Here is a 13153-nt window from a genome sequence, read left to right as displayed (position 1 = left end):
GGCGGCCTTGTGTCATCGGGGCGGGAAGGCCAGTCTAGACCCTGACGCGGCGCAGACCGCGCGGGGGAGGATGTCTATGTCGCCAAGCGACGACGCCCGGCCGGCCATACCGGTCAGGCCCGGTTTCATTGCCGCCTATACCCTGGCGCAGATCGGCGCCTTTGTCAGTTTCATGCCTTTGTTGCAGGTGCTGCTGCCCCTGAAGGCGGAGGCCATCGATCCGGCGAACAAGGCCTTGCTGCTAAGCCAAGTGGCCTTTTACGGTGCTCTGGTGGCCAGTATTGCCAATCTTCTGGCCGGTGCGATCAGCGATCGCACGACCTCCCGATTTGGCCGCCGCAAGCCCTGGATGGTGGTTGGAGCCCTGGGCGCGGCCGGGGCCTATCTGCTGATCATGTCGGCCAGGACGCCCCTGGCCCTGATCGGAGGCGTCCTTCTCTTTCAGTTGACCTTCAACCTGATGTTCTCGGCCCTGGTCGCCGTTTTGCCGGATCGGGTGCCGGATGCGCAGAAGGGGCGGGTGGCCGCTTTTCTCAGTCTGGGCAATCCGATTGGGACCATGGCCGGTGCGGTCCTGATCGGCGGGCTGCTGGTCACCGAACTGACGCGCTATATCGCTATCGCCCTGGTACTGCTGCTGACCCTGGCCCCCTTCGTGTTGGCCCTGGACGACAAACCATTGGCAGCGGACGCCCGGCCACCATTCCGGTTGGGAGCCTTTATCGCCGCCCTCTGGGTTGATCCGCGACGGCATCCAGACTTTGCCTTTGCATGGCTGGGCCGGTTCCTCGTGCTGGTCGCCCTCAGCCTCGTGCAGGGCTACATGCTCTATTTTCTGCAGGACGCGCTGGGCTATTCGCGCCTGTTTCCGGGCCATCGGGCCGAGGAAGGCCTGGCGATTCTCACTACGGTCTCAACGGTCTCCAATGTCACTTTTGCCCTGCTGGGCGGGATCTTGTCGGATCGCCTGAAGCGGCGAAAACTGTTTGCCGCCGGTGCCGCCCTGACCATCGGTCTGGCGATGCTGATCTTCTCGCTGACACCCAGCTGGCCCGTCATGCTGGCAGCCTATGTCCTGTTGGGTTGCGGCGCAGGCTGCTTCTACGCGGTGGATATTGCCCTGGTCACCCAGGTGCTGCCGTCGCAGCGAGACGCCGGCAAGGATCTGGGGGTATTGAACCTGGCCAATACCTTGCCCCAGGCTCTGGCCCCCATGCTGGCCGTTGTTGCATTGGGCCCCAGCCATATGGACTTCCGGGCCTTCTTTATCGTCGCAGCCCTGCTTGCCATGGCTGGCGGCCTGGCGATCCTGCCGATACGAGGCGTTCGATAAGCCTTCCGGAAGTTCGCCCCGTGCCCCAGTTCATCACCGTCGCTGATCCGGATGATCCCCGCGTCGCGGCCTATCGTGACATCCGCGAACGGGACCTGGTGGGACGGCAGGGCCTGTTCATCGCCGAGGGCGAGACGGTCCTGAGAGCCTTTGTCCGAGATGCGCCAGGGCGGGTGAAGTCGCTGCTGGTCGATCCCAAGCGACAGGACAAACTGGCCGAGGTCTTTGCGGCCTTGCCGGACGAGGTGCCGGTCTATCTGGTCGAGCAGGCTGTGCTCGACCGGGTCGCAGGCTTCCATCTGCATCGCGGCGTGCTGGCGGTCGGCCAGAAGCCGGAACCGGTCTCTGCGGATCACCTGTTGGCCGGACTGCCGGGGGCGACTGTAGTGCTGGTGCTGTGTGGCATCGCCAATCACGACAATATCGGCGGCATTTTCCGCAATGCTGCCGCCTTCGGCGTCGGCGGCGTGATCCTCGACAGCGCGTGCTGCGATCCGCTGTATCGCAAGGCCATACGGGTCTCGGTCGGGGCCACGCTGAGTGTTCCCACGGCCTGGCTGGCCCAGGACGAGGATGTCGCCGGACTCCTCGAACGCCATGGTTTCGAGGCCCTGGCGCTGTCACCTGCCGCGCCCGAGATCCTGGCGCGGCTAAGGCCGCCCTTGCGCTCGGCGGTTCTGCTCGGCGCGGAGGGCCCTGGTCTCTCGGCTGAACTCATCGCGCGGGCACGGCCGATCGGCGTTCCGATGGCGGGCGGCTTCGATTCCCTCAATGTGGCGACCACGAGCGGGATCGTCCTGCACCATCTTCGCTTCGCCCAGCCGTAGGAAACCGGTTTCCTGAATCGGAATTGCGGCCCTAAGCTTGAGGATCGAATGACCTTCAGTTCGCCGGAAGGCTCTCTCCATGTTCCATCGTCGTGGTGCCCTGGCCACCGTCGCTGCCAGCCTGCTGGCGCTCGGACTGGGGTCGGGAGCGAGAGCAGAGGCTGTGCCCATGGCTGATCCCGCCGAGACTATCGAACTCTGGCCTGCCGCTCCGCCGGGTGCGGAAGCGGTAACGGCGGTTGAGACCGTCCTTGAGCGTGGTGATCCCAAGGGGCTTCGCGACAGGGCCCTGACCCATATCCGCAAGCCGGCCCTGGCCGTGTTCCGCCCGAAGACACCCAACGGTGCGGCAGTGATGCTGATACCGGGCGGCGGGTACGAACGGGTCGTCATGGACAAGGAGGGCTATGAGACCGCCCGCTGGCTGGCAGATCGCGGCTACACCTGTTTTGTCCTGTTCTATCGTCTGCCCGGTGATGGCTGGAGCGCGGGTCCCGATGTGCCCTTGCAGGATGCCCAGCGTGGTCTGAGGCTGGTGCGCTCCCGTGCCGCCGCCCTGGGCTTCAGCGCAAACCGCATCGCGATCATGGGCTTTTCCGCCGGCGGCCATGTGGCCGCCAGCCTGACCACCCGGTTCTCAGCCAGGGTCTATGACCGGATCGATGCGGTGGACGATCTGTCGGCTCGACCGGATCTGTCGGCCCTGATCTATCCCGTCATCACCATGGCGGCACCGTCGGTGCACGCCGGCTCCCGCAGGCAACTCCTGGGGGCGAACCCGACACCCGAGCAGATCCAGCTCTATTCGCCCGACCGGCAGGTTGGTGCCGACGCGCCGCCGGTCTTTCTGCTCCATGCCGTCGATGACAAGTCGGTCCCGGTCGAGAATACCCTGCTGATGTTTGCGAGCCTGAAGGCCAGGGGAATTCCAACCGAGATGCATGTTTTCAACGAAGGCGGACACGGCTTTGGGCTGCGCTTCATCGCCGGCAAGCCCGTCGCCGCCTGGCCGGACCTGTTTACAGGTTTCGCCCGCCAGCACGGACTTTAGTCGAGACCCTTGCGAGCCCAGGCGGCGTGTTGGACCTCAAGATGCTTTTGCCAAAGCCCGCGCAATCGGCCGGGACGCTGGCCGTGCCGATCCTCGAGGAAGGTCGCATTGACCACCCGATCGGTGCGAAAGGTTCGGAAGTCCTTGCGAAGCTCGCACCATCCAATCAGCATGCGGACGGTTTCGCGGTAGGCCACGGAGACGGGCCAGATGATCCGCTCGCTGACGGCGCCCCCTTCATCGCGATAGCTCAGTCGGATCTTGCGGCCGGCATGGATCCAGGCGCGGGTCTGGGCGATGTCCAGCCCATCCGGCGCGGCGTTCCAGGCCGGCGCGGCACCGGTTGCGGGCTCAAGGACATAGGGTCGCAAGCGTTCGGGCACCGCCGCGGCGATCTTGCTGATCAGGTCGCGGGCGGCCTTGGCCAGCACGGGATCGCCACGCCCGGCCACCCATTGGGCTCCCAATACGGCGGCCTCGATTTCATCGGGCGTCAGCATCAGGGGCGGCATGTCGAAACCGGCCTCAAGGACATAGCCTACCCCGGCCTCGCCACGGATCGGCGCCCTCTGGCCGACCAGGGCGGCGATGTCGCGATAAACGCTGCGCTTGGAGGTCTCGAGCTCGGTGGCGATCGCGTCAGCCGTAACGGGGGCATGGCTCCGCCGCAGGATCTGGATGATCTGGAACAGGCGTTCGGCGCGTCTCATGGGCCCACCCTGGCTGAGGTCTGCTGACAGCATGATGGCAGCAGGGTGGGGCCTTAGCGAGACGCCTCAGGCGGACCGGACCACGCAGCGGAAGCCGATATGGCTGGTCGTGGTGTCGATCGGCTGGGGATGGCGCGCGGCCGGGCGATAGCGCCGGCAATAGTTCTCGGCGCAGAGGTGCGATCCGCCCTTCAGCACCCGGCGGGGGATGGCGGGACCAGGCTGATGGCGATCGTGACTGCCACTGCGGGCGGGGCCGCGCGGATTTCGCGGCGCGCAGCAGGGCCGGGTCGGGCTATCGGCATGCCGGTCGGCCCACCAGTCCGTGGTCCATTCCCAGACATTGCCGATCATGTCGAAGAGCCCATGGCCATTGGGGGGGAAGGTTCCCACTGGCGAGGTCCGCTCATAGCCGTCGGTCATGAGGTTCTCGCCGGGAAAGGTCCCTTGCCAGTAATTGGCCAGCATGGTCCCGCCCGGTGCCAGTTGGTCACCCCAGGCATAGGCCGCACCGTCCAAGCCGCCGCGGGCGGCGAACTCCCATTCGGCCTCGGTGGGCAGGGACTTTCCGGCCCAGGCCGCATAGGCGGCCGCATCATCAAAGCTGACGTGCACCACCGGATGGTCTTCGAGCCCCGCGATCGAGCTGCCCAAGCCGAGCGGCTGGTTCCAGCGGGCCTCAAGGATCAGCTGCCACCATTCCCCACCACCCAGGCGAGGATCGATCAGGCGGTCTGGTTTGACAAAGACAGCTGAGGCCGGTTGGGCAAAGGCCGGGTCCATGCCCGGATAGAGCCGTGGGTCCGGAGGGATTTCAGCCAGGGTCACATGGCCGGTCTCGGAGACGAACCGGGCGAACTGGGCATTGGTCACGGGGGTTTGGTCGATCCAGAACGGGTCGACCTCCACGGCATGGGCCGGGGCCTCCTCCGGATAGTGCTCATTCGAGCCCATCTGGAATACACCGCCGGCCAGGGCGACCATGCCATCGAGATGCGCTTGGGTCATGGCCGCCGTTCTAGGTCGTGACGAGGGTTGTTGTCACCTGACGTGCCACTATTTTCGCTGCGGAAAAGGGCCGCGCCAGTGCCGGCGCGGCCCGAATTTCAGCCCAGGGTGCGCTTGTAGAGCGCCAGTAGCTCTGCCCAGGCCTTTTCCGCCGCAGGCTCGTCATAGACCTGGCTGCCCCTGACGGTCCAACCGTGCGCCGCCCCGGCATAGACCTCGACCTTGCTGGGCCGCTTGGCGGCGTCGAGCGCCGCCTTCAGCTTTTCCTTGTCGGCCGGATCGCGCTTGTCGTCATTGTCAGCGACCGCGATCAGATATTCGGCCTTGCTGATGGGCAGGGTCAGGTGCGGGCTGGTCGGAGCCTCGGTGACCAGGCCACCGCCGTGGAAGCTGGCCACAGCCGCGACCCGGGTCGGCGAAATGCCGGCGGTGCGGAAGGCCAGGGGACCGCCCATGCAATAGCCCTGGGTGCCGACCTTCTTCTTCTTGTTGGTCTGGGGCAGGGCGTCGAGGAAGGCGATATAGGCGGTCGCGTCGCGATCGGTGCCTTCCGGAGTCACGGTCGCCCGCATCGGCATGATCTTGGCGCGGTCGTCGGGATTGGAGAAGTTGAACCCGCTCTCGACCACCGGGGCCTTCTTGACCCGGTAATAGAGGTTGGGAACCAGCACCACATAGCCTTCGGACGCCAGGCGGCGTCCCATCTCCCGGAAAGCGGGCCTCAGGCTGACGACGTCAGGCCATACGACCACAGCCGGCCACGAGCCCTTGCCCTCTGGATAGTAAAGCGCGGCATCTGCCACGCCGTCGGGGGTCTTGATCTCGACGTCCTTTTCCACGACCGGCGCGCCCGCATGGGCCGCGCTGCCAAGCCCGGCGGCCAGAACGGTCATCAGACCGAAGGCCCGGCGGGAGACGGTGGGGTCGTGGGTCAGGCCCTGATGGATATCATCGTCGCACATGGCCTATCCTCGCGATGGCTGGAAACAGGCCGGGACTGTCGCCGCGAAATCGCGTTCAGGGAAGAGGCTGCGAGCGGAAGTTCGGGCCGGAAGGTCGGGTGCGGCCGAAAAATGGTGGTCGCGACAGGGATTGAACCTGTGACATCCTGCGTGTGAAGCAGGCGCTCTCCCGCTGAGCTACGCGACCTAACCGTTTCGGGCGGTTCGGATGAACCGTTCTCGCCGGGCCGGACGACCGATCCGCGAGAGGGACGGGCCTATAGCCCGGCGTTCGGCCGGGGGCAAGAGGCCAGAAGTGCGATACAGGCTTGGGGCACATCGAAAAAGCTGTGGATGATCCGGTCGCCGCCCAGGGTCTCAACAGGCTCTTCCGTATAGCCGAAACTGACCAGCAGGGCGGGAACCTGCGCCCGATTGGCGGCCAGGGCGTCATTGATGCTGTCCCCGACCATCACCGCGCGGCGGGGATCGCCGCCCACGGCCTTGATGGCCGTCAGGACATGGATCGGGTCGGGTTTGGCCGCAGGCGACAGGTCAGCGCCGATCACCGCGTCAAAGGCGGATGTCAGGGCCAGGGCGTCCAGTAGGGCGATCGAGAGCTTGGTCAGCTTGTTGGTACAGACCACCAGTCGCGCACCGGCGCCGCGCAGTTGGCCGAGAACCTCGACCACGCCAGGGAAGGGCGCACTCTCCAGGGCGATGCGGTCCAGATAGACGGCGATGAAGCGTTCGACGAGTTTCGGCGCTGACTCAGCGTCGAGCGGCTGGCCTGCGGCGGCGAAGCCGCGCTCGAGCAGGGCCCTGGCCCCGCGACCGACCATCAGCCGCACGGCATCGAAGGGCAGGGGCGGCAGGCCCTCTTCGACCAGAATCGTGTTGAGCGCGCCGACCAGGTCCGGTGCGGTATCGACGAGCGTTCCGTCGAGGTCGAAGGCGATCGTGGTGCCGTTCAGGGCTTGAAGGTCATGCATTGATCTGGCCTTTCGGCTAAACGGCCGCCTAATGCAACTTTGGTTCGTTCCTAGAGAGTCGCCAGGACCATGACCATATCCGTTCCGAGTCGCCCGCGGGCTGCCGTGATCCTTGCCGCTGGCCAGGGAACCCGGATGAAATCCCCCATTCCCAAGGTCCTGCACAAGGTTGCGGGGCGGACCCTGCTGGATCACGCCATCGATGCCGCTGAATCCCTGGGCTGCGCACGGATCGTCGTCGTGGTCGGGGCCCATAGCCCTGCCGTGGGGGTCCATGCCCGCAAGCGCCTGGGCGAGGCGGCGGTGGTTATCCAGGATCCGCCGATGGGGACCGGCCACGCCGTCCTGGCGGCCAAGGAAGCCCTGGCCGATTTTGACGGCGATGTCGTGGTGACCTTCGCCGACTGTCCACTGGTCACCGCGCCGGTGATCTCGCCCCTGTTCGACCTCAGGGCGTCAGGGGCCGATGTGGCTGTCCTGGGCTTCGAGGCAGCAGATCCTGGAGCCTATGGCCGACTGATCCTGGCCCCGGGCCATGTGCTGCTGCGCATCGTCGAGGCCAAGGACGCGGACGACAGTGTCCGTCAGGTCAAGCACTGCAATTCGGGCGTTCTCGCCGCAGACCGGGCCCTGCTGTTCGATATTCTGGGTCAGGTCGGCAACGACAATGCCAACAAGGAATACTATCTGACCGACGTCGTCGGCATTGCGCATGGGCGCGAACTGTCGACCCGCGCAGCCTTTGCGGCCGAGGCTTCAGTGCAGGGCGTCAATTCCCAGGCCGAGCTGGCGGCTGCGGAGGCCGTCTGGCAGAAGCGTCGTCGCCTGGCCCTCATGGTTGAAGGGGTCACCCTGCCGGCTCCGGACACCGTGCATCTGGCGTGGGACACGCAGATCGCCCCGGGCGTCACGGTGGAGCCTTTCGTGGTCTTCGGCCCCGGCGTCAGCGTTGCCACCGGTGCGGTAATCAAGGCCTTCAGTCATCTTGAGGGCGCGATCGTGGGCGAGGCGGCCCTGATCGGTCCCTATGCCCGCCTGCGGCCTGGGGCTGAAATCGGGGCCGAGGCCCACATCGGCAACTTCGTCGAGGTCAAGAAGGTCAAGGTCGGTGCCGGAGCCAAGGCCAACCACCTCAGCTATCTGGGTGACGGCACGGTGGGCGAGAAGGCCAATATCGGGGCCGGGACGATCTTCTGTAACTATGACGGCTTCGACAAGTTCGAGACCCATGTGGGGGCCGGGGCCTTTATCGGCTCCAACAGCGCGCTTGTGGCACCCGTGCGCATCGGCGATGGGGCGATGACGGGGTCCGGATCGGTGATCACCAAGGATGTGCCCATGGGGGCCCTGGCCATCGCCCGGAGTGATCAGAAGACCAAGAGCGATTGGGCAACGGACTTCCGGGCCGTGAAGCTGGCCAAAAAAGCCAAGGCCGCCAAAAAGGACAGCAAATGAGCGCGGACGATCAAAAGCGCCAGGCGGGCGAGGCCGCCGCCGAACTGGTTGAAAGTGGCATGGTCGTCGGCCTTGGCACGGGCTCGACAGCAGCCTGGTTCGTGAAGGCCCTGGCGGTCCGCAAGCTCGACATTCGCGGCGTTCCGACTTCGGACGCCACGGCCAATCTGGCGCGCGAACTGGGCATCGCCCTGGCCGCGCTCGATGACGTGAAGGCGGTCGATCTGACCGTCGACGGTGCAGACGAGATCGGTCCTGGCCTTTCCCTGATCAAGGGCGGCGGCGCGGCCCTGCTGCGCGAGAAGCTGGTCTGGGAAGCCTCCAGGCGCTGCGTGGTCATCGCCGACGCGGCCAAGCATGTGACCGTTCTGGGCAAGTTTCCTCTGCCGATCGAGGTGGTTCGCTTTGGCCATGTCCATACGGGGCAGAGGCTGGCCGATATCGCGGCGGAATTCGAGCTCCCGCCGCCGCGGCTGCGCATGGCTGATCGCGGGGTGGTCGTTACCGACGGCGGAAATCTGATCTACGACATGGCCTCCGGACGGATCGATGAGCCGGCGGGCCTGGCGGCAGCCCTGAAGGCCGTCACCGGCGTCGTTGATCATGGGCTGTTTCTCGACCTCGCGGACGAAGCCCTTCTGGGAACCGATGCGGGCGTGGTGCGCCTGACGCCCTGAGCGCCTAGATAGAGCGCCTTGTTTTCCCGTTTCTCAGGAGCCAGCGATGGCGGATTATGACTTCGACCTGTTCGTCATCGGTGCCGGTTCCGGTGGCGTCCGTGCGGCCCGCCTGGCCTCGCTCTCGGGTGCCAAGGTCGCAGTGGCCGAGGAGTACCGGGTCGGCGGCACCTGTGTGATCCGCGGCTGCGTGCCCAAGAAGTTCATGGTCTATGCCAGCGAGGTCTCGACCCAGCTGAAGACCGCCCAAGGCTATGGCTGGACGATCGGCGACCACGTCTTTGACTGGCCGACCTTCCTTCAGGCCAAGGACGTCGAGATTGCCCGCCTGTCGGGTATCTATGTCAGCAATCTGCAGAAGGCCGGCGCGCATCTTCTGCACGGCAAGGCGCGGCTGATCGATGCCCATACCGTTGAAGTTCTTCCCAAGGAGGGCAGCCCTGACGCAGGGCGCTACACGGCAGCGAAAATCCTGATTGCGACCGGTGGTCGTCCGGTGAAGCCCGATTTTCCGGGGGCGGAGCTCGGCATCACCTCGGATGAGGCTTTTCACCTGCCCACCCTGCCCAAGCGGGTGCTGGTCGTCGGTGGCGGCTATATTGCCGTCGAGTTCGCGGGCATCTTTAACGGCCTGGGCGTTGAGACCACGCTGCTCTACCGCGGTGCCAATATCCTGCGCGGCTTCGATGACGACGTGCGGTCGCATCTGGCCGAGGAGCTCGAGAAGCGCGGCATCAAGGTGGTCCTGGGGTGTTCGCATGCGCGGATCGAGCAGACCGAGTCCGGTCTGGTCAGCACGCTCAGCAATGATCTGCGTTTCGAGACCGATGCCGTGATGTTCGCGACAGGCCGTGAGCCCTATGTGGACGGCCTGGGTCTGGACAAGGCGGGCGTGGCGCTGAACGACAAGGGCGCGATCGCTGTGGATCGGCACTCCCGAACCAGTGTCGACAGCATCTGGGCGGTGGGCGACGTCACGGACCGGATCAATCTGACGCCGGTCGCGATCCGCGAGGGCGCGGCCTTCGCCCAGACCGAGTTCTATGACAACCCGACCAGTTTCGATCACGAGCTCGTCGCCTCGGCGGTCTTCTCACAGCCGCCGGTCGGGGTGGTCGGGATGAGCGAGGCCGAAGCGCGTCACGCCTTCGGCAAGGTCGACATCTATCGATCCGTTTTCCGGGCCATGAAGGTGACCTTTTATGGCGGCCAGGAGCGCTGCCTGATCAAGTTGGTGGTCAAGCAGGATGACCAGAAGGTGGTCGGCGTACACGTTGTGGGGCCCGACTCGCCCGAGATCATCCAGATGGCTGCCATTGCCGTGAAGATGGGGGTTACCAAGGCTCAGTGGGATTCCACCTGTGCGGTGCATCCGACCCTGGCGGAGGAGTTGGTCACCCTGAAGGAAAAGTACGCTCCTGTGGATGTTGGCGCGGGATGAGGCCTGTCGCCGGCGCGGAGCGTAGAACGACCTGGCTTTGCGCTGTCGCGGTGTTCACCATCGCGCTGGTTCCGCTCGTCGGTTATCTCGCGCCGCTGGGCTTTGCCCCTCTCCTGGCCCTGTGTGGACTGCTGGCCATACCGGGTCTGGCGCGTCCCCGGCCGGCTTCGCCTCCGGCCATGGCGCTATTGGTTCTGGTAATCTGGGCGCTTGTCAGCCTGGCCTGGAGTCCGGGGGCACCGAATCCGGGCGATCTGAAGGACGGTGACGCCCTTGAGTCCGTCACGGGTTTGAAGCTGCTGTTTCAGCTGGCGCTCTACGGATCGGCCATCGCGGCCTTGCGCGGACTATCCGAACCGTCCGCGCGTCGCGTCGCAACCGTTCTGGCCATTGGCGTTCTGGCCCTGGCCCTGTTGGTCGCCCTGGACGGAATTAGTGGCGCGTCCTTCTACCAGTGGCTGAGGACGGTCATCCACGATCCGATCCGCCCTGACCTGGCTGTGGTGAAGGTGTCGATCGCCACCTATGCCCTGGCATTGCTGTTCTGGCCCACGGCCCGGATCATGAGCGGTCGGGGTTGGACACCCGCAGCCTTTGTTCTCCTGGGCGCTGTGATCATCGGGTCACTGGCGCTGAGTGCAGATGCCAGCTGGGCGGCTCTGGTCTTTGGTTTCGTAGCCTTCGGCGCGGTCAAGCTTTACGGCAAGATGGCCGCTAGACTGCTGGTCCCCGCCGTCGCCGCGCCATTCGTGCTCGGACCGGTGATGCTGTTGTGGGGCGTGCATTCCGGACTGGTGAACTGGCTGCATCGCCATGTGCCAAGATCCTGGGACGCCCGGCTGGATATCTGGGCCTTCACGGCCGATCATGTTCAGACCCACGCCATTCGGGGATGGGGACTTGACGCAAGCCGGACCTTCGGCGCCGCCATTCCGTTGCATACCCACAATGCTTCCATGCAGCTCTGGCTTGAGCTCGGCGCAATCGGCGCGGCCCTCGGCGGGATTTTCTTCAGCTGGGTGGCCTATCGCATTGTCGGCCTGACCGGAGAGTCTCGCGAGGATGGGGCGATCGCCGCCGGCGCTCTGGTCACCTATCTGACCATCGGCGGCCTGAGTTTCGGTGTCTGGCAGGAGTGGTGGCTGGCGCTCGGGGCTTTGACGGTCATCGCTTTCGATATCTCGCGCAAGGATTGAAGCCGTCGCGCCAGAGGTCAGGATGAACTTTCCTCCCTCTCGTCAAAAAGCGCCGATCTGCCGCATGATTTTGCCTTTTCCCTGCAGCTGCGGTAAAAGCCGCTCCCTTTGAAGTTATAGAGCCAGTCATGACCTCGCGTTGGACCCCCGCCACCTGGAGAGCAAAACCCGCCAAGCACATCCCGTCCGACTATCCGGATGCGGGCGCTGTGGAACGGGTCGAGCAGACGCTTCGCCAGATGCCGCCGCTGGTCTTTGCCGGCGAGGCGCGCCGCCTGAAGAGCCTGCTGGGCGACGTGGCCGAGGGGCGAGCCTTTTTGCTGCAAGGCGGTGACTGCGCCGAGAGCTTCAAGGAGTTCCACGCCGACAACATCCGCGACACCTTCCGCCTGATCCTGCAGATGGCGGTGGTCCTGACCTTCGCGGGCGGCAAGCCGGTGGTGAAGGTGGGACGGATCGCCGGCCAGTTTGCCAAGCCGCGCTCAGAGCCGATCGAAACCATCGGCGACGTGACCCTGCCGTCCTATCGCGGCGACAACATCAACGGCATGGACTTCACGGCCGAAGAACGCGCGCCCGATCCCGATCGTTTGCTGAAGGCCTATGGCCAATCGGCTTCGACCCTGAACCTGCTGCGCGCCTTCGCCAATGGCGGCTATGCCGACCTGCACAATATCCACCGCTGGACCCTGGGCTTTGTCGGCGACAGTCCTCAGGGCGCGCGCTATCGTGAGCTGAGCGAGAAGATCAGCGAGAGCCTGGCCTTCATGGCCGCCATCGGCGTGACGCCGGAAAGCCATCCCGGACTGCATCAGGTCGAGTTCTTCACCAGCCATGAGGCCCTGCTGCTGGGCTTCGAGGAAGCCATGACCCGCGTCGATTCCACCTCGGGCGATTGGTACGACACCAGCGCGCACCTGCTGTGGATCGGCGAACGCACCCGTCAGCTCGACGGCGCGCACATAGAGTTCATGCGCGGCGTCAAGAACCCGATTGGCCTCAAGTGCGGCCCGACCATGGAAGGCGATGATCTTCTGCGTCTGATCGACGTGCTGAACCCGCACAACGAGCCGGGCCGCCTGACGCTGTACGGCCGCTTCGGATCGGACAAGATCGCCGACCGGCTGCCGCGTCTGATGAAGGCGACCAAGGCTGCGGGCCGTTCGGTGGTCTGGGCCACCGATCCGATGCACGGCAACACGCTGAAGGCCTCGACGGGCTACAAGACCCGGCCGTTCGACCGTATCCTTTCGGAGGTGAAGTCGTTCGTCGAGATCGCCAATGCCGAGGGCGTCCACCCCGGTGGCGTTCACCTGGAGATGACCGGTCAGAACGTTACCGAGTGCCTTGGCGGCGCGCGGGCGGTGGGGGAGGGCGATCTCGCCGACCGCTACCACACCCACTGTGATCCGCGCCTGAATGGCGAACAGGCGCTCGAACTGGCCTTCCTGGTCGCCGAGAAGCTGAAAACCGCGCGGGACGACCAACGCAGCCGCGCCACGGCCTGACGCAACACCTGTCC

Annotated in this window: 12 protein-coding genes and 1 tRNA gene; 8 read left to right on the top strand and 5 right to left on the bottom strand. The window is 65.4% G+C overall.

What is annotated here, in order from left to right; translation table 11 throughout:
• The first annotated feature begins 76 nt into the window (after positions 1 to 76).
• The 3 genes from ACW17U_RS11045 (at position 77) to ACW17U_RS11035 (ending at position 3211) form a co-directional block, all read left to right on the top strand.
• Positions 77 to 1333, top strand: coding sequence for an MFS transporter (locus ACW17U_RS11045; RefSeq protein WP_492052438.1), 1257 nt, complete (start codon positions 77 to 79; stop codon positions 1331 to 1333).
• A 20-nt stretch (positions 1334 to 1353) separates the two neighbouring features.
• The gene (locus ACW17U_RS11040; protein ID WP_492052437.1) at positions 1354 to 2160 is read left to right on the top strand and encodes a TrmH family RNA methyltransferase; all 807 of its coding nucleotides are present in this window, start codon (positions 1354 to 1356) and stop codon (positions 2158 to 2160) included.
• 79 nt (positions 2161 to 2239) lie between these two features.
• Entirely contained in the window at positions 2240 to 3211 is a 972-nt protein-coding gene (locus ACW17U_RS11035; protein WP_492052436.1) for an alpha/beta hydrolase, read from the top strand.
• Here the strand turns inward: ACW17U_RS11035 and ACW17U_RS11030 are convergent.
• From ACW17U_RS11030 to ACW17U_RS11010, 5 genes are all read right to left on the bottom strand, one after another.
• Complete coding sequence (locus ACW17U_RS11030) at positions 3208 to 3921, bottom strand: helix-turn-helix transcriptional regulator (protein WP_492052435.1); 714 nt, start codon at positions 3919 to 3921, stop codon at positions 3208 to 3210. The genes ACW17U_RS11035 and ACW17U_RS11030 overlap by 4 nt on opposite strands.
• A 66-nt stretch (positions 3922 to 3987) precedes the next feature.
• The gene (locus ACW17U_RS11025; RefSeq protein WP_492052434.1) at positions 3988 to 4929 is read right to left on the bottom strand and encodes a formylglycine-generating enzyme family protein; all 942 of its coding nucleotides are present in this window, start codon (positions 4927 to 4929) and stop codon (positions 3988 to 3990) included.
• A gap of 98 nt (positions 4930 to 5027) precedes the next feature.
• Positions 5028 to 5891: a dienelactone hydrolase family protein gene (locus tag ACW17U_RS11020; protein WP_062145397.1), complete on the bottom strand. Its 864-nt coding sequence runs from the start codon at positions 5889 to 5891 to the stop codon at positions 5028 to 5030.
• Positions 5892 to 6003: 112 nt separating this feature from the next.
• A tRNA-Val gene (locus tag ACW17U_RS11015) sits at positions 6004 to 6078 on the bottom strand.
• A gap of 70 nt (positions 6079 to 6148) precedes the next feature.
• On the bottom strand, positions 6149 to 6862 hold the full coding sequence (locus ACW17U_RS11010; protein WP_492052433.1) for an HAD-IA family hydrolase: 714 nt from the start codon (positions 6860 to 6862) through the stop codon (positions 6149 to 6151).
• 69 nt (positions 6863 to 6931) lie between these two features.
• Between ACW17U_RS11010 and glmU the strand changes: the two genes are divergently transcribed.
• The 5 genes from glmU to ACW17U_RS10985 all read left to right on the top strand — a co-directional run bounded on the left by glmU (position 6932) and on the right by ACW17U_RS10985 (position 13139).
• Complete coding sequence (gene glmU, locus ACW17U_RS11005; protein WP_492052432.1) at positions 6932 to 8317, top strand: bifunctional UDP-N-acetylglucosamine diphosphorylase/glucosamine-1-phosphate N-acetyltransferase GlmU; 1386 nt, start codon at positions 6932 to 6934, stop codon at positions 8315 to 8317.
• Positions 8314 to 8994, top strand: coding sequence for a ribose-5-phosphate isomerase RpiA (gene rpiA / locus ACW17U_RS11000; RefSeq protein ID WP_492052431.1), 681 nt, complete (start codon positions 8314 to 8316; stop codon positions 8992 to 8994). Before glmU ends, rpiA begins: the two co-directional genes overlap by 4 nt.
• A 46-nt stretch (positions 8995 to 9040) precedes the next feature.
• Entirely contained in the window at positions 9041 to 10435 is a 1395-nt protein-coding gene (gene gor, locus ACW17U_RS10995) for a glutathione-disulfide reductase (protein WP_492052430.1), read from the top strand.
• Positions 10432 to 11631: an O-antigen ligase family protein gene (locus ACW17U_RS10990; RefSeq protein WP_492052429.1), complete on the top strand. Its 1200-nt coding sequence runs from the start codon at positions 10432 to 10434 to the stop codon at positions 11629 to 11631. Before gor ends, ACW17U_RS10990 begins: the two co-directional genes overlap by 4 nt.
• A 128-nt stretch (positions 11632 to 11759) precedes the next feature.
• Complete coding sequence (locus tag ACW17U_RS10985; protein ID WP_062145411.1) at positions 11760 to 13139, top strand: class II 3-deoxy-7-phosphoheptulonate synthase; 1380 nt, start codon at positions 11760 to 11762, stop codon at positions 13137 to 13139.
• The last annotated feature ends 14 nt before the right edge of the window (positions 13140 to 13153 follow it).

Source organism: Caulobacter sp. AVps16 (assembly GCF_058681455.1).
The sequence above is the reverse complement of the archived record's forward strand: the minus strand, read 5'-3'. Positions and strand labels throughout refer to the sequence as shown.